Source organism: Pseudomonas sp. DWP2-2 (assembly GCF_049897065.1).
Lineage (GTDB): Bacteria > Pseudomonadota > Gammaproteobacteria > Pseudomonadales > Pseudomonadaceae > Aquipseudomonas > Aquipseudomonas paracarnis.
On record NZ_JAFCVN010000001.1, the window covers coordinates 443,993 to 467,054 of the forward strand.

22 protein-coding genes are annotated in these 23,062 nt (G+C 62.5%); 17 read left to right on the forward strand and 5 right to left on the reverse strand.

Features of this window, described 5'->3' with window-relative positions; all coding sequences use genetic code 11:
• Positions 1-235: 235 nt before the first annotated feature.
• Complete coding sequence (locus ACP7CZ_RS01860) at positions 236-1,129, reverse strand: GNAT family acetyltransferase (RefSeq protein WP_072446150.1); 894 nt, start codon at positions 1,127-1,129, stop codon at positions 236-238.
• A gap of 223 nt (positions 1,130-1,352) precedes the next feature.
• Here ACP7CZ_RS01860 and ctlX point away from each other — a divergent pair, with 223 nt between their 5' ends.
• The 7 genes from ctlX to ACP7CZ_RS01895 all read left to right on the forward strand — a co-directional run bounded on the left by ctlX (position 1,353) and on the right by ACP7CZ_RS01895 (position 7,270).
• Positions 1,353-2,279: a citrulline utilization hydrolase CtlX gene (ctlX, locus tag ACP7CZ_RS01865; protein ID WP_057974965.1), complete on the forward strand. Its 927-nt coding sequence runs from the start codon at positions 1,353-1,355 to the stop codon at positions 2,277-2,279.
• Between the two features lie 11 nt (positions 2,280-2,290).
• Complete coding sequence (locus ACP7CZ_RS01870) at positions 2,291-3,337, forward strand: ornithine cyclodeaminase (protein WP_034127975.1); 1,047 nt, start codon at positions 2,291-2,293, stop codon at positions 3,335-3,337.
• A 227-nt stretch (positions 3,338-3,564) separates the two neighbouring features.
• On the forward strand, positions 3,565-4,344 hold the full coding sequence (locus tag ACP7CZ_RS01875; protein ID WP_032896457.1) for an ABC transporter substrate-binding protein: 780 nt from the start codon (positions 3,565-3,567) through the stop codon (positions 4,342-4,344).
• A 178-nt stretch (positions 4,345-4,522) separates the two neighbouring features.
• On the forward strand, positions 4,523-5,224 hold the full coding sequence (locus ACP7CZ_RS01880; protein WP_054897442.1) for an ABC transporter permease: 702 nt from the start codon (positions 4,523-4,525) through the stop codon (positions 5,222-5,224).
• Positions 5,221-5,934, forward strand: a complete 714-nt coding sequence (locus ACP7CZ_RS01885; RefSeq protein WP_014719024.1) for an ABC transporter permease — start codon at positions 5,221-5,223, stop codon at positions 5,932-5,934. The genes ACP7CZ_RS01880 and ACP7CZ_RS01885 overlap by 4 nt, the downstream gene beginning before the upstream one ends.
• Positions 5,935-5,937: 3 nt before the next feature.
• Positions 5,938-6,768 (forward strand): ABC transporter ATP-binding protein, encoded by an 831-nt coding sequence (locus tag ACP7CZ_RS01890; RefSeq protein WP_294195967.1) that lies wholly within the window; start codon positions 5,938-5,940, stop codon positions 6,766-6,768.
• Between the two features lie 4 nt (positions 6,769-6,772).
• Positions 6,773-7,270 (forward strand): Lrp/AsnC family transcriptional regulator, encoded by a 498-nt coding sequence (locus ACP7CZ_RS01895; RefSeq protein WP_236456484.1) that lies wholly within the window; start codon positions 6,773-6,775, stop codon positions 7,268-7,270.
• Between the two features lie 127 nt (positions 7,271-7,397).
• Here ACP7CZ_RS01895 and ACP7CZ_RS01900 read toward each other — a convergent pair whose 3' ends face one another.
• The 4 genes from ACP7CZ_RS01900 to ACP7CZ_RS01915 form a co-directional block, all read right to left on the reverse strand.
• Complete coding sequence (locus ACP7CZ_RS01900; protein WP_054917426.1) at positions 7,398-8,279, reverse strand: TIGR03915 family putative DNA repair protein; 882 nt, start codon at positions 8,277-8,279, stop codon at positions 7,398-7,400.
• Positions 8,276-9,496: a putative DNA modification/repair radical SAM protein gene (locus ACP7CZ_RS01905; RefSeq protein ID WP_014719028.1), complete on the reverse strand. Its 1,221-nt coding sequence runs from the start codon at positions 9,494-9,496 to the stop codon at positions 8,276-8,278. Before ACP7CZ_RS01905 ends, ACP7CZ_RS01900 begins: the two co-directional genes overlap by 4 nt.
• A gap of 187 nt (positions 9,497-9,683) precedes the next feature.
• Complete coding sequence (locus ACP7CZ_RS01910; protein ID WP_054897439.1) at positions 9,684-11,021, reverse strand: lysine N(6)-hydroxylase/L-ornithine N(5)-oxygenase family protein; 1,338 nt, start codon at positions 11,019-11,021, stop codon at positions 9,684-9,686.
• A 119-nt stretch (positions 11,022-11,140) separates the two neighbouring features.
• Positions 11,141-11,623 carry a sigma-70 family RNA polymerase sigma factor gene (locus tag ACP7CZ_RS01915; RefSeq protein WP_057974968.1) on the reverse strand — a complete coding sequence of 161 codons (483 nt, stop codon included), beginning with the start codon at positions 11,621-11,623 and terminating at the stop codon, positions 11,141-11,143.
• 326 nt (positions 11,624-11,949) lie between these two features.
• Between ACP7CZ_RS01915 and ACP7CZ_RS01920 the strand changes: the two genes are divergently transcribed.
• From ACP7CZ_RS01920 to ACP7CZ_RS01965, 10 genes are all read left to right on the forward strand, one after another.
• Positions 11,950-13,119: an efflux RND transporter periplasmic adaptor subunit gene (locus ACP7CZ_RS01920; protein ID WP_057974969.1), complete on the forward strand. Its 1,170-nt coding sequence runs from the start codon at positions 11,950-11,952 to the stop codon at positions 13,117-13,119.
• 1 nt (position 13,120) lies between these two features.
• Entirely contained in the window at positions 13,121-15,091 is a 1,971-nt protein-coding gene (locus ACP7CZ_RS01925; RefSeq protein WP_034127982.1) for a MacB family efflux pump subunit, read from the forward strand.
• Positions 15,084-16,496, forward strand: coding sequence for an efflux transporter outer membrane subunit (locus tag ACP7CZ_RS01930; RefSeq protein ID WP_294195963.1), 1,413 nt, complete (start codon positions 15,084-15,086; stop codon positions 16,494-16,496). Before ACP7CZ_RS01925 ends, ACP7CZ_RS01930 begins: the two co-directional genes overlap by 8 nt.
• Positions 16,497-16,603: 107 nt before the next feature.
• Positions 16,604-17,359, forward strand: coding sequence for a hypothetical protein (locus tag ACP7CZ_RS01935; protein WP_057975027.1), 756 nt, complete (start codon positions 16,604-16,606; stop codon positions 17,357-17,359).
• A gap of 112 nt (positions 17,360-17,471) precedes the next feature.
• On the forward strand, positions 17,472-18,239 hold the full coding sequence (locus ACP7CZ_RS01940) for a FadR/GntR family transcriptional regulator (RefSeq protein ID WP_034127984.1): 768 nt from the start codon (positions 17,472-17,474) through the stop codon (positions 18,237-18,239).
• 236 nt (positions 18,240-18,475) lie between these two features.
• Complete coding sequence (locus ACP7CZ_RS01945) at positions 18,476-19,678, forward strand: ABC transporter substrate-binding protein (RefSeq protein ID WP_089042206.1); 1,203 nt, start codon at positions 18,476-18,478, stop codon at positions 19,676-19,678.
• Positions 19,679-19,735: 57 nt separating this feature from the next.
• Positions 19,736-20,596, forward strand: a complete 861-nt coding sequence (locus tag ACP7CZ_RS01950) for a branched-chain amino acid ABC transporter permease (protein ID WP_003192337.1) — start codon at positions 19,736-19,738, stop codon at positions 20,594-20,596.
• A 1-nt stretch (position 20,597) separates the two neighbouring features.
• Positions 20,598-21,608, forward strand: a complete 1,011-nt coding sequence (locus ACP7CZ_RS01955) for a branched-chain amino acid ABC transporter permease (RefSeq protein WP_072446163.1) — start codon at positions 20,598-20,600, stop codon at positions 21,606-21,608.
• Positions 21,605-22,354: an ABC transporter ATP-binding protein gene (locus tag ACP7CZ_RS01960; protein ID WP_014719039.1), complete on the forward strand. Its 750-nt coding sequence runs from the start codon at positions 21,605-21,607 to the stop codon at positions 22,352-22,354. Before ACP7CZ_RS01955 ends, ACP7CZ_RS01960 begins: the two co-directional genes overlap by 4 nt.
• Positions 22,354-23,049, forward strand: coding sequence for an ABC transporter ATP-binding protein (locus ACP7CZ_RS01965; protein ID WP_003192343.1), 696 nt, complete (start codon positions 22,354-22,356; stop codon positions 23,047-23,049). The genes ACP7CZ_RS01960 and ACP7CZ_RS01965 overlap by 1 nt, the downstream gene beginning before the upstream one ends.
• Positions 23,050-23,062 lie beyond the last annotated feature (13 nt).

Sequence of the window (23,062 nt, forward strand, 5' to 3'; positions counted from 1 at the left end):
CAAAAGCCAGCGACACCACAAAACCCCGTGGGAGCTGGCTGGTTGATCGTTCCCACGCTCCGCTTGATCGTTCCCACGCTCCGCGTGGGAATGCAATGAATCCCCTGACGCTCCGCGTCACCTGTTGTCCGGCGGGACGCGGAGTATCCCAGGCGGCATTCCCACGCAGCGTGGGAACGATCAAAGGCCTATCGCTATCGCAGGCAAGCCAGCTCCCACACTGGTTTCTGCACCTTCATGAGCGTGGCGTAATATTCTCGGCAATCTTCTTGCCCATACTGATCCTCGGCTCCACCCCATACCCCAACGCCTCATAAAACCCCACCACCACGTCATTGCCGCCGGTGATCTGCAGGTTGATTTTCATGCAACCCAGCGCTGTCAACGCCTGTTCGGCATAGCGCACCAGCGACGACCCCAGGCCATGGCGCCGATAGTCGGTATGCACCGCCACCGAATACAACCAGCCACGATGCCCGTCATAGCCGGCGAGGATCGTACCGATCACGGCTTTGTTGTCGGTGGCAACGAAGAACAACCCGTCATTGACCGCCAGTTTCTTATCAATCGCCAGGCTCGGCAGGTTATGCGCGGTGTCATAGCCAAACGCCTGCTGCCATAACTCAATCACCTGGGCACGGTGTTGACGGTCGCGATACGGCCCGATGGGGTGGCGGGACAACAGCGCCTTTTCCATCACCAACGTGCGCTCGTTGCCGTGGTACACGTCACGCACGTTGTGAAAACCCAGCTTGGCGTAGAAGGCTTGCGCCGTCAGCGAGGACGGCACGCTCAGCACCGTCACGCCGGCTTCACGGGCGCGCAGCTCGATCTCGATCATCAACAATCGGCCAATGCCCTGCCCTTGCAGCGCCGGGTTGACGAACACCGAGCGCACCACGTTGCCGTCCAGTGCGGCCGTAGCAACGATCAGTTGATCCTGAGTCGCCACCAACACCACACGCCGCTGGAGTAACGCCATTACCGCGTCGGGGGTGAAGTTGCTGGCAACCCGCGCAATCACATCTGCTGGGTAATCACGTGCGTTGCTGCTGTGCAGCGCAGCCAGGATGACCTGGCTGATGCCCTCGGCATCTGAAGGTTGGGCAAGGCGAACAGCGGTAGACATGGTTCCTCCTGGCTGACACAACGATAACAATCACCACAATACCAATGTGGGAGCTGGCTTGCCTGCTCCCACAGGTTGATCGTATTTCAATCTGACAGCCGATTCGGCTGCGCCACCCCCGTTTTCAGCTTTCTTGGCTGAGCCACCCCGCTGTTTCAGCCGGGATCCTTTCCCCGCAACGCACACAATAGCGGCACAAGATCCCCAACGGACCCGTGCCCCCATGCAAACCACCAACACCGTCCTGATGATCCGCCCGGCGCGCTTTGCCTTCAACCCGGATACCGCGATCAACAACCGTTTCCAACGCCCGCCGCTGGACCCGCTCAGTGCACAGCACAAAGCGCTGGAGGAGTTCGACGGTTATGTCGACACCCTGCGCCAGCATGGCGTGGAGGTGCTGGTGGTGCAGGACACGCCGGCGCCTCATACGCCCGACTCGATCTTCCCCAACAACTGGTGGAGCAGCCATGCCGACGGCAGCCTGGTGCTCTACCCCATGGAAGGCCAGAACCGCCGACTGGAGCGCAACAAGGGCGTGCTGCAAGTACTGGAGCAACGCTTTGCGATCAACACCACCATCGACCTGAGCCACCTGGAACAACAGAACATCTTCCTGGAAGGCACCGGCAGCATGGTGCTCGACCGCCAGCACCGCATCAGCTACGCGTGCCATTCGGGGCGCACCCACCACGCGGCCCTACGCCAGTTTGCCGAACGCCTCGACTACCAACTCTGCGTGTTCCACGCCCTGGACCGTCACCAGGCCCCCATCTACCACAGCAACGTGATGATGAGCGTTGGCCGCGACCTCGCGGTGGTGTGCCTGCAGGCCCTGCCCGACGACAGCGAGCGCCTGGCCCTGGAACGCTCCCTGCGTGACACCGGCAAGGACATCCTCAGCCTGGACTTCGACCAGTTGGAAGCCTTCGCCGGCAACATGCTGGAGGTCCACGACCGGGACGGCCAGCCATTGCTGGTGATGTCCGCCAGTGCCTGGGGCGCCCTGCATCCGGCGCAGCGTCAGCATGTGGAACGCCATACGCGGCCGGTGGTGGTGAATATCGACAACATCGAACGCATCGGCGGCGGCAGTGCCCGCTGCATGCTGGCCGAAGTGCATCTGCCGGCCCGTCCCTCATTTCAATAAGGAGTCCTGCCATGACCCGTTATATCGACGTCAACGACCTCAGCTACCTGGTATCGCAAAAAGGCCTGCAAACCTGTATCACCGAGATGGCCGACTACATTCGCGCCGACTACCTGCGCTGGCAGGATTTCGAAAAGTGCGCGCGCCTGGCCAACCACTCACCGGATGGCGTGATCGAGCTGATGCCGGTGTCCGACGCTTCGCTGTACGCCTTCAAGTACGTCAACGGCCACCCGAAAAACACCCTGGCCGGCATGCTCACCGTGATGGCATTCGGCGCCTTGGGCGACGTCGATACCGGCAAACCGGTGCTGCTAGCGGAGATGACCCTGACCACTGCGATCCGCACCGCTGCCACCTCGGCCCTGGTCGCCCGCTACCTGGCCCGCGCCAACAGCCGCAGCATGGCGCTGATCGGCAACGGCTGCCAAAGCGAATTCCAGGCACTGGCCTTCCACGCCATGCTGGGCATTACTGAAATCCGCTTGTTCGACATCGACCCCCAGGCCACCGCCAAGCTCGCCGCCAACCTCAAGGCGTTCCCGGCGATCAAGGTGATCCTGGCCGCCAGCGTCGCCGAGGCAGTCAAAGGCGCGGACATTGTCACCACCGTGACTGCAGACAAGGCCTACGCCACCATCCTGACTGACGAGATGATCGAGCCAGGCATGCACCTCAATGCCGTGGGCGGTGACTGCCCGGGCAAGACCGAGCTGGACCGCCGTATCGTCGAGCGCGCCAGGGTGATCGTCGAGTACGAACCGCAAAGCCGCATCGAAGGCGAAATCCAGCACATGCCGGAAGATTCGCCGGTCACCGAGCTGTGGCAAGTGATCAACGGCCAACAGCCGGGCCGCGAGAATGAACGCCAGATCACCCTGTTCGACTCGGTGGGTTTTGCTATCGAAGACTATTCGGCCCTGCGCTATGTACTGGACGTGGCCAAGGCCCTGGATGTGGGCAGCGAGCTGGAGCTGGTGCCAGACCTGGCCGACCCGAAAGACCTGTTTGCACGCCTGGCCCAGCAACCTGTGGTACAGCATAAAAAGCGCGCCTGAAACCGCTCTGGCTTGCCGCTTTGCGCCCAGGGCAGGCCAGATTCGGGTGGGTTGAAAGCCGATTTTGCCGGTGTCACAGCCGATTCCGCTGCATTGCCTGTATTAACAGCGCAATTTGCGCTTTGCGCAGGGGGTAAACGACACAAAAAACGCACCATCATGAAGCATTCTCTGCTCCCAGTTATTCACTGCCCCTGACATCAATTACAAAATATAGGGACCGACACATGACTCCTCTGCGATCACTCTTCGCTGCGTTGCTGTTGCCACTGTGCGCCACTGCTGCCCACGCCCAGGACTGGAAAGAAATCCGGTTTGGCGTGTTCCCCGAATACCCGCCCTTCGAATCCGTCGCCGCCGACGGCAGCCTGCAAGGTTTCGATATCGAACTGGGCAACGCCATCTGCGCCAAGCTCGAAGTGAAATGCACCTGGGTGCACAACGAATTCGACGGCATGATCCCGGCCCTGCGTGCGCGCAAGTTCGACGCGATCATGTCTTCCATGGCCGTGACTCCGGCCCGCGAGAAAGTCATCGACTTCACCGACCGCCTGTTCCTCAGCCCCACCTCGGTGATCACCCGCAAAAACGCCACCTTCGGTGACACCCCCGAGTCGCTGAACGGCAAGCAGGTTGGCGTGCTGCAAGGCTCGTTGCAGGAAGCCTATGCCCGCGCGCACCTGGCCAAGCTCGGTGCACAGATCAAGGCGTACCAGTCCCAGGAACAGAACTACGCCGACCTGCAAAACGGCCGCCTCGACGCCACCCTGACGGACAAGCTCGAAGCCCAGCTCAACTTCCTGTCCAAGCCCGAAGGCGCCGACTTCAAGACCGGCCCGGCCTTCAAGGACCCGACCCTGCCTCTGGACATCGCCATGGGCCTGCGCAAGAACGACCAGGCGTTGCGTGAGCTGATCAACAAGGGCATCGCCGCCGTCCAGGCCGATGGCACCTACGCCCAGATCCAGAAGAAATACTTCGGCGATCAGGACATCTACAACGAGTAACCGGCAACCCGTGCCCCTGTGGGAGCGGGCTTGTTGTGGCGAGGGAGCTTGCTCCCGCTGGGGTGCGAAGCGCCCCCAAAAATCCGGCTCCAGCTGCACTGTCGAACGGGAGCAAGCTCCCTCGCCACAACAAGCCAGCTCCCACAGTAAATCCGTGCACTCCTTCGAGATCTTCCCCATGAACGACCTCCTCAACCTGCAAGGCTACGGCCCCATGCTGGCCCAGGGTGCCTGGATGACGCTCAAGCTGGCGTTCCTCGCCCTGGCCCTGAGCCTTACCCTGGGCCTGGTCGCCGCGGGTGCCAAACTCTCCAGCGTCAAATGGCTGCGCGTGCCGGCCACGCTCTACACCACGTTGATCCGCAGCGTGCCGGACCTGGTGCTGATCCTGCTGATCTTCTACAGCCTGCAACTGTGGCTCAACGACCTGACCGAAGCGTTCGGCTGGGACTACGTTGAAATCGACCCGTTTACCGCCGGGGTGATCACCCTGGGGTTTATCTACGGTGCATATTTCACCGAGAACTTCCGGGGTGCGATCCTCAGCGTGCCGGCGGGCCAACTGGAAGCCGCCACCGCCTACGGCCTGAGCCGCTGGCAGCGCTTTCACCTGGTGCTGTTCCCGCAACTGATGCGCTTTGCCCTGCCGGGCCTGGGCAATAACTGGCTGGTGCTGCTCAAGTCCACGGCGCTGGTGTCGATCATCGGCCTGTCAGACCTGGTCAAGGCCGCCCAGAACGCCGGCAAGTCCACCAGCGAGCCGCTGTACTTCCTGATCCTCGCGGGCCTGGTGTACCTGGTGATTACTACCCTCTCCAACCGCATCTTCAAGCGCCTGGAACGGCGCTATAACCTGGGCATCAAGGGGATGGCGCGATGATCGAACTGTTCCAGCAATACGGCCTGGCCTACCTGTTCAGCGATGGCAGCGGCCTGTCCGGTGTCGCCATGACCTTGTGGCTGTTCATTATTTCGGTAGTGCTGGGCTTTGGCCTGTCGATCCCCCTGGCGCTGGCACGCGTCTCAGAACATTTCTGGCTGCGCTGGCCGGTGGAGGTCTACACCTACCTGTTCCGCGGCACGCCGCTGTATATCCAACTGTTGATTTGCTACACCGGGCTGTACAGCCTGGAAGTGGTGCAGGACAACGCCCTGCTCAACCAGTTTTTCCGCAATGCGCTGAACTGCACGCTGTTGGCGTTTGTGCTCAACACCTGCGCCTACACCGTGGAAATCTTCGCCGGGGCAATTCGCAACATTCCCCATGGCGAGATCGAAGCGGCACGCGCCTATGGCCTGCACGGCTGGCGGCTGAACCTGTTTGTGATCGTGCCCGCCGCATTGCGTCGCGCCCTGCCGGCCTACAGCAATGAAATGATCCTGATGCTGCACGCCACGTCGCTGGCGTTCACCGCCACCGTCGCCGACATCCTCAAGGTCGCCCGCGATGCGAATGCCGAGACGTTCCTGACCTTCCAGGCTTTCGGCATCGCCGCCCTGCTCTACATGCTGCTGTCCTTTGCACTGGTGGGCCTGTTCAGGCTGGCCGAACGTCGCTGGATGCGCTTTCTTGTTCCTACCCGAGGCTAACCCATGAATCAGTCCGCGCAGGCCCTGGCCGCTTATCCAATGGATGTACCCGTCGGCAACACCGCCACGGCGGCCATCAAGCTGCAAGTCGAAGGTATCCATAAACGCTACGGCGAACACGAAGTGCTCAAGGGCGTGTCCCTCAACGCACGCCAGGGCGATGTGATCAGCTTGATCGGCGCCAGCGGTTCGGGCAAAAGCACGATGCTGCGGTGCATCAATTTTCTGGAACAGCCTGACGCCGGGGTGATCACCCTGGACGGCATCAGCATCGAAATGCAACCAGGCCGCGCCGGCACCCGCGCGCCGCACCAGGCGCAACTGCAAAACCTGCGCACGCGCCTGGCCATGGTGTTCCAGCACTTCAACCTGTGGAGCCACATGACCGTGCTGGAAAACATCACCATGGCCCCGCGCCGGGTGCTGAACGTGAGCGCCGCCGAAGCCGAGAAACGTGCGCGGCTGTACCTGGACAAGGTCGGCCTGCCGAGCCGCGTGGCGGACCAATACCCGGCGTTCCTGTCCGGTGGCCAGCAGCAGCGGGTGGCGATTGCGCGAGCGCTGGCGATGGAGCCGGAGATCATCCTGTTTGATGAACCCACCTCGGCCCTGGACCCGGAGCTTGTAGGAGAAGTGCTTAAAGTCATACAGACGTTGGCCGAGGAAGGTCGTACCATGCTGATGGTCACCCACGAAATGGGCTTTGCCCGCCAGGTGTCCAGCCAAGTACTGTTCCTGCACCAGGGCCAAGTCGAAGAACACGGCGGCGCCGAGATCCTCGACCATCCCACCAGCGAACGCTTGCAGCAATTTCTTTCTAACCGTTTGAAGTGAACTCATGGATACCAAGGCCAACGGACCCCATTCTTCCCCTACGCTGGATCGCATCGACGAAGCGATCATCGACGTACTCAGGCATCAGGGGCGTATCACCTACGAAAAGCTCTCGTCATTGGTGCACCTCACCCCCAGGCCCTGCCTGGAGCGGGTGCGCAAGCTGGAGCGACGCGGGGTGATCCGTGGGTATGGGGCGATCATCGATGTGCAGATGGTCTCACCGGGGCTGTCGCTGCTGGTGCTGGTGGCCCTGTCCAACCAAAGCGGGCGCTCGGCGCAAAAGGCCTTCGAAGCCTGCGTGAAAGCCTGCCCGCAGGTATTCGAATGCCAGTTGATCAGCGGGCCGTTCGACTACAGCCTGCGCATGCGCTGCCGGGATATGGAGCATTACCGGGTGCTGACCGAGAACTGGTTGAACAATGATGAGTTGCACATTGATAAGCTGGTGGCGCATCCGGAGTTGGCGGTGGTCAAGAACACCGCGACCGAACTGGCCTGAACCAGCTAGCTCGTTCCCACGCTCTGCGTGGGAATGCATCCAATGACGCTCCGCGTCACAACTTCAAGAGCAGACGCGGAGCGTCCAGGGTGGCATTCCCACGCAGAGCGTGGGAACGATCAATCAGTCACCCCACATCTGACGGGTCGACCGCTATCGCAGGCAAGCCAGCTCCCACATTGACCGGGTTTGCAATTCTTTTGCCTGGCTTGGCACCCACCAGCTTCGCCTGCCCATCCTTCTGCTTGCCCGTACGCGCCTCGCTGATCAGCCCCGGGATCAACTTGCCCTCCGGCAAATTCTTCCAGAAGCGGCTGGGCAAATGCCCTTCCATCACCTTGGGGTTCAGCCGCGCCGGGTTGAAGATGTGGCTGTAGTAGGTCAACCACATCGCACTGTGGGGATCTTCAACATTCTGTGCCAGTTGCTGCCAGGCCTCGGGGCACTGGCGCTGATGAATCAATTGCTCGCCGTCGTAATACACCCCGTCCAGGGGCGTGGCGATCATCCAGCGATGGCGGCCCATGCGCCCGATAAAATGCTCGCTGGCGCTCTTGAGAATGTCATGGGCCGGCTCATGCCAGGCCACGTACTCCGGCAGTTCCGGCCCGGCCCCGTCCGGCAGCGCGATGAAGCGCACAAACGCATGCAAGTGGTGGGCTTCCCGGCTGACTTGCTTGATGCGCCGCTGCAATTCGCTGCCAAGCTTGTCACCCGCGAGCATGGCCGTGCGATCACCATGGCTGACCCGCCACAGCACTTCATACAACAGGCTCCAGCGCTGATCACCGTGATAACAGGCAGCGGACTCCAACAATTGCAACAACGCCTTGGGTATGCGCGCCTGAAACGGCCCCATCCCTGGTGGGATCAGTTCATCGGTAGCGAACAGGTCCGCCGCCTGCACCTCGCCCCAACTGACCTGGCTGGGGTCGACCTGATGGCTGAGCAACCAGCGGGCCTGTTCGCGCCAGGTACTGAACAGGTTGTCGCACTCCAGGCTGATCATCCCCACAGCCCCATCTGTTGCGGCTGCGGACGGTCACGCAATTGTTCGCGCAACAACACACTGGTGCTGTCGGCCTGCTGCGGGTGGTAGTCGCTGGTGATGAAAAACGGCTTGGCCTTGGCCAGCACGCAGCGCATGCGCGCCAGGTCTTCGAAGCGGATCTTGCGTTCACGGCGCAGGTCGACCAGGCGCTGGGTGGTGCGCAGGCCGATGCCGGGAATACGTGCGATCAGGGTCGGCTCGGCGCGGTTCAGGTCCAGGGGGAACACCTCACGATGCTCCAGGGCCCAGGCCAGCTTGGGGTCGATATCCAGTGCCAGGTCACCGGGGCCGGCGAACAGCTCATTGGCGCTGAAACCGTAGCTGCGCAGCAGGAAATCAGCCTGGTACAAGCGGTGCTCGCGCATCAAGGGCGGCGCGGCCAGGGGTACGCTTTTCGGGCTGTTGGGGATGGGGCTGAACGCCGAGTAATACACGCGGCGCAGCTTGAAATTACCGTACAACGCCTCGGCACCGTGCAGGATGGTGCTGTCGTCGGTGTCGTCGGCACCGACGATCATCTGCGTGCTCTGCCCGGCCGGGGCAAAACGTGGCGCACGGGGTTCGTTGAGCACCGTCTGTTCGCCGGTGTAGATGGTCTGCATGGCCTGCTTGATCGAGCCGATCTGCTTCTCGGGCGCCAGGGTCTGCAGGCTGGCGTCGGTGGGCAGTTCGATATTCACGCTGAGGCGATCGGCATAACGGCCAGCCTCGGCGATCAGGGCCGGGTCGGCATCGGGGATGGTCTTGAGGTGGATATAACCGCGAAAGTCATGCTCTTCGCGCAGCAGTTTGGCGACCCGCACCAGTTGCTCCATGGTGTAGTCCGACGAACGGATGATGCCGGAACTGAGGAACAGCCCACTGACGCAATTGCGCTTGTAGAAATCCAGGGTCAGGGTGACCACCTCCTCCGGGCTGAAGCGCGCACGGGGCACGTCGCTGGAGCGGCGGTTGACGCAGTATTGGCAGTCGTAGAGGCAGAAGTTGGTGAGCAACACCTTGAGCAACGACACGCAACGGCCATCGGGCGTGTAGCTGTGGCAGATGCCCATGCCATTGGTGGAACCCAGCCCCGCCTTGCCCTCGGAACTGCGCTTGGGCGCGCCACTGCTGGCGCAGGACGCGTCGTACTTGGCGGCGTCGGCGAGGATGCTGAGTTTTTCGATCAACTGCATGGAGGGCTACCGATACTGGTTTTTTGTACAGTACCAATAGCCACACTTTGTCACAAGTGCCGTCTGTAGGAGCGAGCTCTTGTGGCGAGGGAGCTTGCTCCCGCTGGGCTGCGAAGCGGCCCCAAAAGCTTGCGGGCGCTACGCACCCGAACGGGAGCAAGCTCCTTCGCCACAATAAGCGGATCGGTCAGCTGGCGGTTGCCAGCAGCAAGTCCTGCACCGAACGCGCCTTGCCACGATGATGGTCCAGCGCATACAACGACGCCGCAATCTCATCCGCCCGAATCGGCAACACCGACAGCAAGGTATCGCTCAAGCCATGGCTGGCCTGGCTGAAGCCCTGGATGTAGATGCCAGCCTTGCAGCGCTCGTCGGTGACGATGCGGTAGTCGCGTGCCACTTCGAAGTCGCCCATGTAGGCTTGCAGCGGCGCCAGCAGTTCACGGTGCATCTGGCGCTCGTAGCCGGTGGCGAGGATCACCGCGTCGTAATGGTTGAGGCTGGTTTCGCCGGTGGCGCTATTGCGCAGGGCCAGTTCGATACCCAGCGGGCCTGGGGTGGCCTTCTCGACTACGGTCAGGGTGCGGAACGCCTGGCGGGCGATGCCGGAGACTTTCTGGCGGTAGAAAATCCCGTAGATTCGCTCGATCAGGTCCAGGTCCACTACCGAGTAGTTGGTGTTCTGGTATTCGGCGACCAAACGCTCACGCTCGGCACCGACTTGCTGGAACACCAGGTCAGTAAAGGCCGGCGAGAACACTTCGTTGACGAACGGGCTGTCGTCGGCCGGTTTGAGCGCCGAACCGCGCAGGATCATGTCGACCTGCACCGACGGGAAGCTGTCATTGAGGTCGATAAAAGCTTCTGCCGCGCTCTGGCCGCCGCCGATCACGGCGATGCGCATCGGCTTGCCGTCTACGCACGGCTGGCTGGCCATGCGCTCCAGGTACTGGGAATGGTGAAACACCCGGCTATCGCCCTTGAGCGCCTTGAATGCCTCGGGGATGCGCGGTGTGCCGCCGGCGCTGACCACCACCGAACGGGTGGTGCGCACATGCTGCTCGCCTTGGGCATCACGGGAGATCACGCGCAACGCCTCGACCTGTTGCTGATGCAGGATCGGCTCGATGGCCAGCACTTCCTCGCCGTAGTTGGCCTGGGCCTGGAACTGCCCCGCCACCCAGCGCAGGTAGTCGTTGTACTCCATGCGGCAAGGGTAAAAGGTGCCCAGGTTGATGAAGTCCACCAGGCGGTCGTGGGCCTTGAGGTAGTTGACGAAGGAGTACGGGCTGGTGGGGTTGCGCAGGGTCACCAGGTCCTTGAGGAACGAAATCTGCAGTTCACTCTGGGTCACCAGGGTATTGCCGTGCCAGCGGTAGTCGGCTTGTTTGTCGAGAAACAGCACGTCCAGCTTGCCCTGGGCCTTTTCACGCTCCTGCAGGGCGATGGCCAGCGCCAGGTTCGAAGGGCCGAAACCGATCCCGATCAGGTCATGAACCGCGGGCGAAGCAATTGCCTGTGTCATTCCAGTGTCCTCTGGATAAGCCCCATGGCGGTGGGGCGGGAATACCTTCATGGCCTGAACAACAGGCCGTGTGTTGATAGGAAACGAGGACAGTGAAATAAAATTTAACTAACAGCCGATCAGTGCGCTTCCCACTCGCGCATGCGCACCCGGCAGTGCTTCATCGCATTGACGATGTGTTTTTCCACCAGACTGCGGGAAATGTTCAGGCGTTCAGCGATTTGCACATGGGACAGGCCTTCGAGCTTGCGCAATAGGAAACTATCGCGACAGGCCACCGGCAGCTCGGCCAAGGCGCGCTCGAGCATCTCCAGGCGCTGGCCCTGATCGTGGCTGGCGTGGGGGGAACAGGCGGCGAAGCGCTCTTCGCTGTCCAGCACCTCCAGGGGCTCGGTTTGGCGCACGGCGTTGCGCCGATGGCCGTCGATCACCAGGTTCAAGGCGGTGCGGTACAGGAAGGCGCGGGGCTGTTCGATCGGGGTGTCGCTTGCGCGCTCGAGCACCCGCACATAAGCGTCATGCACCACATCTTCGGCCACCTGACGGTTGCCCAGCTTGGCGTTGAGGAAACACACCAGCTCGCGATAGTAGTTTTCCAACATGACTCCTGACCCCACGGCCTTGGTACAAACGACACCCGGCCCCTGTAGGAGCGAGCTTGCTCGCGAAAAACCCAAGAGCGCATCCCCTTACCTGGATGCGCCCGCAATCATTGGCGGTTTTGCCATCACCGATGATGGCAGTTTGAGTGTGTGCAATTTATAGTAATTCTCATCTACTTTTAAAGAACTCTCTCATCAGCGGTCGGTTTTTTTCGCAATTCGCGCTGTAACTACTTATGTAACAGCCTAAATTCCGGAGCATTTTCCTCGTTTACCTGTCAGCTCTGCGCGACTGCGCCCCGAACTTTCCTGGCTGGAAGCTACCCATGAAACGCCCTCGACCTGCCCGACGCGCCCTGCTTGTGGTGGCGTGCCTGATTCCCATCGTTGCGTTTGCCACCTGGCAGGGCCTGACGCCGGGCCGCGACGCCCTGGCCACCGTCACCGTGACCCGCGCCGACATCGAAAACAGCGTCACCGCCCTGGGCACCCTGCAACCGCGACGTTACGTAGACGTCGGCGCCCAAGCCTCCGGGCAGATCCGCAAAATCCACGTCGAGGCCGGTGACCAGGTCCAAGAGGGCCAATTGCTGGTGGAGATCGACCCCGCCACGCAAAAAGCCAAGCTCGACGCCAGCCGCTATGCCATCGAAAACCTGCAGGCCCAGTTGCAGGAGCAGAAAGCCCAGCACCAACTGGCCCATCAGAAGTACCAGCGTCAGCAGCGCCTGAGTGCCGGCAACGCCACCCGCGAGGAAGACGTGCAGACCGCCAAGGCGGAACTCAGCGCGACCCAGGCGCGGGTCCAGATGTTCCAGGCACAGATCCGCCAGGCCCAGGCCAGCCTGCGCAGCGATGAAGCCGAGTTGGGCTACACGCGCATCTACGCGCCAATGACCGGTACCGTGGTGGCCGTGGATGCACGCGTCGGCCAGACCCTCAACGCGCAACAGCAAACCCCGCTGATCCTGCGCATCGCCAAGCTGTCGCCCATGACGGTGTGGGCGGAAGTCTCCGAAGCCGACATCGGCCATGTCAAACCCGGCATGAGCGCGTATTTCACCACCCTGAGCGGTGGCAGCCGGCGCTGGACCAGCACCGTGCGCCAAATCCTGCCGATCCCGCCCAAGCCCTTGAACGAAACCCAGGGCAGCGGCAGCCCGAGCAGCACCAGCAAGAGCGGCACTGGCCGAGTGGTGCTGTACACGGTGCTGCTGGACGTGGACAACGCCGACAACGCGCTGATGGCCGAGATGACCACCCAGGTCTTTTTCGTCGCCAGCCAAGTCAAGGACGCCCTCTCCGTACCCGTCGCCGCCTTGCAAAGCGTGCCCGGCTCCGCAGCGCAAATCGCCCGGGTGGTCGCCAAAAACGGAGCCATCGAAGACCGTGAAGTGCGCCTGGGCATCAGCGACCGCCTGCGGGTGGAAGTGCTCGAGGGGTTGAGCGAGGGCGACCACCTGTTGATCGGCCCGGTTGATAGCCATGGGGGCTGAAATGACCACGCCCCTGATTGAACTCAAAGGCATCCGCAAATCCTACGGCGGCGGCGACAGCCCGCAGGTCGATGTGTTGCGCGGCATCGACCTGTCGATCCATGCCGGCGAGTTCGTCGCCATTGTCGGCGCGTCGGGCTCGGGTAAATCGACGCTGATGAACATCCTCGGCTGCCTCGACCGCCCCACCGAGGGCGACTACCTGTTCGCCGGGGAAAACGTCGCCCACCTGGGCAGCGACGAACTGGCCTGGCTACGCCGCGAAGCCTTCGGTTTTGTGTTCCAGGGCTACCACTTGATTCCCTCAGGCTCCGCCCAGGAAAACGTCGAGATGCCGGCGATCTATGCCGGCATCAGCGCCGCCGAACGCCATGCCCGCGCCAGCGCCCTGCTCACCCGCCTGGGCCTGGCCGAGCGCACCGGCAATCGGCCGCACCAGCTGTCGGGTGGGCAACAGCAACGGGTGTCCATCGCCCGCGCCCTGATGAACGGCGGCCATATCATCCTCGCCGACGAACCCACCGGCGCCCTCGACAGCCATAGCGGCGCCGAGGTTATGGCCTTGCTCGACGAACTGGCGAGCCAGGGCCATGTGGTCATTCTGATTACCCACGACCGTGAAGTGGCAGCGCGAGCCAACCGCATCATCGAGATTCGCGACGGCCAGATCATCAGCGATTCGGCTGACACCCGCGCGGCCACACCCAGCGTGGCGGCCGGCGCCTTGCACGCCGTGGACCTGCGCCAACGCCTGGTCGACGGCGCCGAGCACAATGGTGCCTGGAAAGCCGAATTGCTGGATGCCGTGCAGGCCGCCTGGCGGGTGATGTGGATCAACCGTTTTCGCACGGCGCTGACGCTGTTGGGCATCATCATCGGCGTCGCGTCGGTGGTGGTGATGCTGGCAGTGGGCGAAGGCAGCAAGCGCCAGGTCATGGCGCAGATGGGCGCATTCGGCTCCAATATCATCTACCTCAGCGGATCTTCGCCCAACCCGCGTACGCCGCTGGGTATCGTGTCCCTCAACGATGTCGCGGCCCTGGCGACGCTGCCTCAGGTCAAGCGCATCATGCCGGTCAACGGCACCGACGCGGGAGTGCGCTTCGGCAACGTCGACTACATGGCTTACGTGGGGGGCAACGACACCAACTTCCCGGAGATCTTCAACTGGCCGGTGGTCGAGGGCAGCTACTTCACCGAGGCCGACGAACGCGCCGCCGCCACGGTCGCCGTGATCGGCGCGCGCATCCGCCAAAAACTGTTCAAGGACGTGGCCAGCCCTATCGGCCAGTACATCCTGATCGAGAACGTCCCCTTCCAGGTGGTCGGCGTGCTCGCGGAAAAAGGCTCCAGCTCCGGCAACAAGGACAGTGACGACCGTGTCGCCATTCCCTACAGCGCCGCCAGTGTCCGCCTGTTCGGCAGCTACAACCCCGAATACGTGGCGATTGCCACCACCGATGCACGCAAGGTGCATGAAGCCGAACGCGCCATCGACCAGTTGATGCTGAAGCTGCACAACGGCAAGCGCGACTACGAGCTGACCAACAATGCCGCGATGATTCAGGCCGAAGCCCGCACCCAGAACACCCTGTCGCTGATGCTCGGCTCGATTGCGGCGATCTCCCTGCTGGTGGGCGGCATCGGCGTGATGAATATCATGTTGATGACCGTGCGCGAACGCACCCGTGAAATCGGCATCCGTATGGCCACCGGGGCGCGCCAGCGCGACATCCTGCGCCAGTTCCTCACCGAGGCGGTGATGCTCTCGGTGGTCGGCGGCCTGTTCGGTATTGCCCTGGCATTGCTGGTGGGCGGCGTGCTGGTGCTGGCTGAAGTGGCGGTGCAGTTTTCCCTGGTGGCGGTGCTCGGCGCGTTTGGCTGTGCGCTGGTTACCGGCGTCGTATTCGGCTTCATGCCGGCCCGTAAAGCTGCCCGGCTCGATCCGGTTAAGGCGTTGACCAGTGAATAAACGATCTCTCACTCCACAACTGTCAGCGTTCAGTGTGTGCCTGTTGCTCACGGCCTGTGGCGCTAACCCGCCGGCCATCGACAGCGGCCTCGCCACGCCCGCCACCTGGCACTATGCAGAACGCGAAGCGACCCAAGCCATCAACCAGCGCTGGTGGACGCAGTTTGGCAGCCCGGCGTTGAACCGCCTGATCGATCAGGCCCGTCGTGACAGTTTCGACGTAGCAGCCGCCATGGCGCGGGTCCGTCAGGCCCAGGCCACGGCGGTGATTGCCGGCGCACCGCTGCTGCCGGAACTGAAGTTCAACCTCACCGCCAGCCGGCAAAGGCTGTTACGCGGCAGCGGCAACTCGGACCTGGACGCCACCGAAAGCAATCGGACCGTCAACAGCTATGACGCCAGCCTCACCGCCAGCTATGAAATCGACTTCTGGGGGGGCCGCGCCGCTGCGCGCGACAGCGCCGTGCAGAGCCTGCACGCCAGTGAGTTCGATCAGGCCAACGTGGAGCTGACCCTGCTCAGCAATGTCGCCGACCGCTATGCGCAAACCCTGGCCGCGCGCCAGCGCCTGCAGATTGCCGAGCTCAACCTGGCGAATGCGCGCAATGTGCTGAACCTGGTACAGACCCGCCACGACGCCGGTTCCGCCACGGCCCTGGAACTGGCTCAACAGAAGAGCCTGGTGGCCAGCCAGCAACGGCAATTGCCGCTGATCCAGCAATCGGTCGAAGAGTCGCAAATCACTTTGGCAGCCTTGCTTGGTCAACCCGTACAGGCTCTGGAACTGGGCGCTGAACCCTTCCAGGCATTGACCTGGCCGAGTATCGGGCCCGGTGTACCGAGCCAGTTATTGAGCCGGCGCCCCGACCTCGCCCAGGCCGAGGCCCAGTTGGCAGCGGCCCGTGCCGACGTCACGGTGGCCCGTGCAGCGATGCTGCCTTCAGTGACATTGGGCGCGACCCTCGGCTCTGGCGCATACAAGGCCCAAGAGGTCCTGCGCAGCCCCTTCTACACCCTGACCTCGGGCCTGATGGCGCCAATCTTCAACAATGGCCGGCTGAGCGCCGAGCGCGACAAGGCTCGGGCACGCCAGGATGAACTGCTGCAAACCTACCGCGGGGCGATCATCAATGGCTTTGCCGATGTGGAAAAAGCCCTCAGCAGCATCACCCGCCTTGACCAGCAACGCCAGTGGCAAAGCGAGGAGCTGCAACAGGCGCAGACCGCGTTTCAGATTGCCCAGAGCCGCTACGAAGCCGGTGCCGAAGACCTGCTCACGGTGCTGGAAACCCAGCGCACTTTGTACGGCGCCCAGGACCAGAACGTGCTACTGCGCCTGTCGCGCTTACAAGCCAGCATCGCCCTGTACAAGGCATTAGGCGGTGGCTGGAAAACCAACATCTGATAAACGAAACTCATATTTCATACACGAGTTGTTTCTTCACCCTACATTCTCCACCTCAAGGTCCTTGGTAAAAAAGCCGTTATCACACGGAAGCCCGGGACCTCATGATGAAACCCAGCGTTGTTGTAAAAGGCCTGGCCTGCATTGGCTGCTGGTTGATACCGAACCTGGCGCTGGCCAAGCCCTTGATCGCCCCCACCGCAATCGACTGGCTGCTGGACTGCCCCCTCACCACGACGGCGCACTTGAACCCGCAAGTGGTTGGCCGCACCCAATGCGGCCTGGTCAACGTCCCCCGCGACCATGCCGCACCCCAGCGCGGCCGCCTAAGCTTGAGCGTGACACGGGTAGGCGCACGGCAACCGCTCAACCGTGAAGGTGTCGTGTTCATCCAGGCCGGCGAACCCCTCCAGGCCAAGGACGCGCCTTTCGTTCTTCACCTCGCCAGCCGCTGGGAGTCGCTTGCCACCCAGGCCTATCGCACCCTGGTCGACCGTTATGACGTCATCGAGCTGAGCGCCCGCGACCTGCGCGAGGGCAATGCCGTGGAACAGGCCGCGCGGGACATGGAGTTCGTGCGCGGGCAACTTGACGAGGCGCGCCTCAACTACCTGGGCAACGCCGCTGCCACCCGCCTCGGCAGCCGCTACGGCACGCTGTTTCCCGAGCGTGTCGGGCGCATGGTGCTGATCAATGCCGAGCCTGGCGAAGCAGTCGCCACCGGTGTCGAGCAACTCTTGCTCAAGGAGTCGGCGCGCGCAGGCGCCGACGGCTGCGTCAACCGCTGGCTGGGGGATTTTCTCGCTTATGGTAGACAACCGCCGGCGTCCACGCGCTGTCTCGACCTCAGCGCCTGGGAGTAAGTAGCCCACGCATTTACGACCTCTTGCCACCAAAAACGACAGCCTGCGTTGACGCACTTCCCCAATCGTTATTAAGTGCTATTTATCCGCATTAATACGATAAATCACCGCCATGTTGACTCGCCCGCTACGCCGCAAACGCCAGAAGCTGTCCGATGTGATTGTCGAGTCGGTCAAGCGCTCGATCGTCACCGACGCCTTGAAGCCCGGCGACCGCCTGCCCACCGAACGCGAGCTGATGGAAAGCTTCCAGTGTTCCAAGGGTTCGGCACGCGAAGCGCTCAAGGCGTTGGAAGTGGAGGGCCTGGTGAGCACGCGCACCGGCCCCAGCGGCGGGGCTTACTTGAACCAGGCCGGCACCGAGCCGGCCAGCCGCGCCTTGCGCAATTACTTGCACTTCCAGCACCTTGACGGCGAGCAGGTCTACCAACTGCGCAAGGTCATCGAAGTGGAATTGGCGGTGTCGGTGCTCGGGCGTTTGAGCGAAAACGATTACACCGCCCTGCAAGCCAATGTGGATTTTTGCAGCGCCCCCGAAGACAGCGAAGCCGGCCAGCGCGAACAGCGCCTGGCGGAACTGGAGTTCCACAACCTGCTGGCCCGGGCCTGCCCCAACCCGCTGCTGAGCTTCATGGCGCAGTTTCTCAATGACTTGCTGCGCGACCTGGTGGTGCTGAAAAAAGCCTACAAGCCCAAACGCAAGCAGTTCGACGCGGCCAACCTCGACTATCACAAGCAACTGCTGATCGCCTTTCGCGCCGGGGACGAAAGCGCGGTGCGCAGCTTGATGCATGAACACATGTGCGATGCCGAACACCATATGACCGCGCTGGAAGGCCAGGTGAGCCCGCACTTTCTCTTGGAGTTCGACCACCCTTAAACACACCAACCATTCAATGTGGGAACCCGATCAATGCGGGAGCTGGCTTGCCTGCGATGCGGGCGCCTCGGTGTTACAGGGGACCGAGTCGATGCCATCGCAGGCAAGCCAGCTCCCACAGTTGACCCCGTTCACCCGCGAAATCGAGTTATCCAATAACAAGCCTGCCCACAGGCCCTTGCTCCACCGTATCGCCCTTGCCGCTCCTGCCAATAACTAAACCAGGGAGTCACCCCATGCAGCGTCGTACGTTATTGAAAGCCAGCCTCACCGCGGCCGCCGCCCTCAGCCTTCCGCTGAGCGTGCGTTCGGCATTCGCCGCCGAGCCCTTTACCTTTTACGGCCTCAAGTCCATGTCTGGCGCCTTTGCCAGCTATGGCAAATTTGCCGACATGGGTTCGCGCCTGGCGGTGCAGCAACACGCCCAATTGCTCGGCCGCCCACTGAACTACAAGGTCATCGACACCGAAGGCAACGCCGGCAAGGCAGTGCGCAAGGTGCAGGAGGCCATCGCGCAGGACGGCGCACGGTTCTTCCAGGGATGCACGCTGTCATCTTCCGCGCTGGCAGTGGCCAAGGAAGTGGACAAGGTCGGCGGCGTGTTCATGACCCCGGTGGGCGCCGATGAAGTGACAGGCAAGGACTGCAACAAGGCGACCTTCCGCTGGTCGGTGCCCACCTACGGCGCGATACGCGAAACCATGGTGCCGCTGATCAAGCTGCTGCCGGACGCCAAGCGCTGGTACACCATCACCCCGCAATACGTATTCGGCGAAGCCTTGCTCGAAGGCGCCAGAAACGTGCTCAAGGAGCATGGCCTGGAACACGTGGGCAACAGCTACCACTCGCTGCAGGAACAGGAATTCTCCGGCTACCTGACCAACGCCATTTCCACCAAGCCCGATGTGCTGGTGCTGCTCAACTTTGGCAGCCAATCGTCCAACACCCTGCGCCAGGCCGTGAACTTCGGCATCAAGGAGCGCATGAAGGTGCTGCTGGTGTGGTCTGCCGGCCTGGATCAGTTCCAGGAACTGGGCAGTGATGTGCTCGAAGGCGTGTACCTCGGCGCACAGTACTGGCACCAGGTCGACACCCCGCTCAACCGTGAACTGGTCAAGCTGACCCAAGCCAAGTACGGCATCAACCCCACCTACCCGCTGGCCGCCGACTACATCAGCACCAAAGTCATGCTCGACACCATCATTGCCACCGGCAGCTTCGATGGCCCGACCGTGGCCAAGGCTCTGCAAGGCTTGAGCTACGAAGGCCCGACCGGCAAGGAGTCGATCCGCGCCGGCGACCACCAGGTGATCAAGGACTACTATCTGCTGATCGGCAAGGCCAGCGGCGACATGGCTGACAAGGACGACCTGGCCAAAGTGCTCAGCGCTGGCCAATCGTTCCCCGCAGTCGAGGCGACAGGCTGCACGCTCGGCTGACCGCTTAACTTTTGTCGCGCAGGGCCGTGCAAGCGGCCGTCTGCGGAGGGTGCCTGCATGCTTAATTTGTACCTGTTCCAGATTCTCAACGGCCTTGGGCTGGGGATGATCTACTTCCTGATCGCGGTAGGTCTGACGATCATTTTCGGCCTGCTCAACTTCGTCAATTTCGCCCACGGCGCGTTCTTCCTGCTCGGCGCCTACATCTGCTACACCGCGGTGAGCCTCACCGGCAACTTCTGGCTGGCGCTGCTGATCGCGCCGCTGGTGGTGGCCGCGCTGGCCTGGGTGATCGAGCGCTTGCTCATCCAGCGCATCTACCACTTGCCACACATGTTCCAGATTCTGGTGACCCTGGGGATCGCCCTGATCATCCAGGAAGCCAGCGTGATGATCTGGGGGCCGGTGGGCAAAAGCGTCGCCGTGCCGGAACTGTTGCGCGGCGTGCTGGTAGTGGGTGATTTCGTCTACCCCTACTACCGCCTGTTCCTTATCGTGTTTTCCGGGCTGGTGGGCCTGGGCCTGTGGCTGCTGCTGGAGCGCACGCGCTTCGGTGCTCTAGTGCGCGCCGGCAGTGAAAGCACCGAAACCGTGTCGCTACTGGGCACCAATATTTTCCGCCTGTTCTCCATGACCTTCGCCCTCGGCGTCGCCCTGGCCGGTGTCGCTGGGGTGTTGTTTGCGCCCTTGCGCGGCGCCCAGCCCTTTGTCGGCCCGGAGATTCTGGGCATCGCCTTCGTGGTGGTGGTGATCGGCGGCATGGGCTCGTTCAGCGGTGCGCTGGTCGGCGGTTTGCTGGTGGGCGTGGTGCAAAGCCTGATGACCACACTCTGGCCCCAGGGTGCGAGCCTGATGATCTACGGCGCCATGGCCGTGGTGATTCTGGTACGCCCTTATGGCCTGTTCGGGAGAGCCTGACATGAGCGATAAAAACCCGCTGCCGTTTGCCAAGACCCAATCCAGAGCCATGTTGCTGTGGGTGTTGGCCGTGCTGATCGGCCTGCCGTTGGTGTTGCCCTCGGCGACCCTGGCCACCGAGATCCTGATCTTTGCCATGGCCGCCCTCGCCTGCAACCTGCTGCTGGGCTATACCGGGCTGCTGTCCTTCGGCCAAGGCATCTTCTTTGGTGCCGGTGCTTATTGTGCGGCGCTGTTGATGATCCACCTGCAACTGGGCCTGTTCACCGCGTTGCTCGGCGCGGCGATTGCCGGTGGTTTCCTGGCGCTGCTGGTGGGCGCCCTGGCGATTCGGCGCACGGGCATTTACTTCGTGATGCTCACGTTGGCGTTCAGCCAGATGGCGTACTTCGTCGCCTACACCCTGAGCGACTGGACCGGCGGCGACAACGGCCTGCTCAGCGTACCGCGCCCGGAAATTCGTGTGGGCGACACCGTGCTGCTGTCCCTGGCCGATGCCCGTGCCTTCTATGGTTTTGTCGCGGTGCTGTTCCTGCTGATCTTCATCGGCGCACGCCGGGTCATCGCTTCGCCGTTTGGCAGCACGCTGATGGCGATCCGCGAGAACGAAACCCGCGCCTCGGCCATCGGCTACGACACGCGCCACTTCAAGATCCTGGTGTTCGTGCTGTCCGGTGCGGTCACCGGGATTGCCGGGGCGCTGTACGCCATGCTGCTGCACTTTGTGCCGCTGTCGAATATCGATCTGGCAATGTCCGAGAACATCCTGATCATGACCATCGTCGGCGGCACCGGCTCGCTGTTCGGCTCGCTGCTGGGCGCCGGCTCCATCGTGCTGCTGGGCGACTTTCTCTCCGACCTGTGGCCGCGCTGGCTGATGCTGCTGGGGGCAATCCTGATCCTGGTGGTGATCTTCATGCGCGGCGGTTTGTGGGGCGGCCTCGCGTCGCTATTCGAGAAGGTGCGCGGCGCGCGCAAACCCGCGGTCGTCGCCAAGGAGGACGGGCTATGAGTATCTTGCTGGAAACCCAGAACCTGGAGCTGGCCTACGGCGCGTTCCATGCGGTCAATGGCGTCAACCTCAAGGTCGAAGCCGGCACCATCCACACCATCATCGGCCCCAACGGCGCGGGCAAGACCAGCCTGTTCCACTGCCTGACGGGTGAACGCCAGGCCACCGCCGGGGCGATCCATTTCGACGGCAAGAACCTGATGCGCAAGCCCGCCCACGGCCGCGTCGGCCTGGGCATGGCGCGCTCGTTCCAACTCACCAGCCTGTTCCAGAACCTCAGCGTGCGCGAAAACCTGCGCCTGGCCGCCCAAGGCCGCGATGGCTCGCGTGCCTTGAACTTCTGGCGTCGGGTGGACAGCCAGCGCGAACACCTGGAGATGGCCGACCAGGTGCTGGAACGTCTGCAACTCACGGCACGCGCCGACACCCTGGCCGGTGAGTTGTCCCACGGCCAGCAACGGGTGCTGGAGGTGGGCATGTCGATCTGCTCCAAACCCAAACTGTTGATGCTCGACGAGCCCACCTCGGGCATGGGCATCGACGATATTCCGATCATGACCCAACTGATCAGCGACCTTGGGCGCGACCATACGGTGCTGTTGATCGAACACAACATGAGCATCGTCATGTCCATCAGCCAGCGCATCACGGTGATGAGCCATGGGCAGATCCTGGTGGAAGGCACGCCGGAGTTCGTGCGCGCCGATGAACGTGTGCGTACTGCCTATCTTGGGGAGGCTGCCTGATGCTGATCGTCGAGAATATCCATTCCTACTACGACAAAAGCCATGTGCTTGAAGGCGTGTCGCTGAGCGTCAACCCCGGCGAACTGGTGACCCTGCTCGGCCGTAACGGTGCCGGCAAGACCACCACCCTGCGCAGCATCCTCGGCATCATCTGCCCGCGCCAGGGTCAGATCCACTTCAACGGCCAGGCGTTGGTGGGGCAAAAGATCTTTGAAATTGCGCGCCAGGGCTTGGCGCTGGTGCCGGAAAACCGCGGGATTTTCCGCCTGCTGACGGTGGAGGAAAACCTGCGCATCGCGGCCCGCAAGCACAGCCGCTGGCAACTGGAAGACGTGTACGCCATGTTCCCGCGCCTCAAGGAGCGGCGCAAAAACGCCGGCCATGCGTTGTCCGGCGGCGAACAGCAGATGCTCGCCATCGCCCGCGCCCTGCTGAACGACCCCAAGCTGCTGATCCTCGACGAACCCACTGAAGGCCTGGCCCCGGTGATCGTTGACGAGTTGGTGAAGATCCTGCGCAAGGTCAAGGACGAGGGCCTGCCGGTGTTGCTGGTGGAACAGAACCTGATGGTCTGCGACAAGCTCGCCGACCGCCATTATGTGCTCGAACAGGGCCGCGTGGTGTACGAGGGCAGCGCCGCTGACTTCCGCGCCGACCCGACGATCAAAAACCGTTACCTGGCCTTGAGTGCCTGAGTGGAGATTCCTG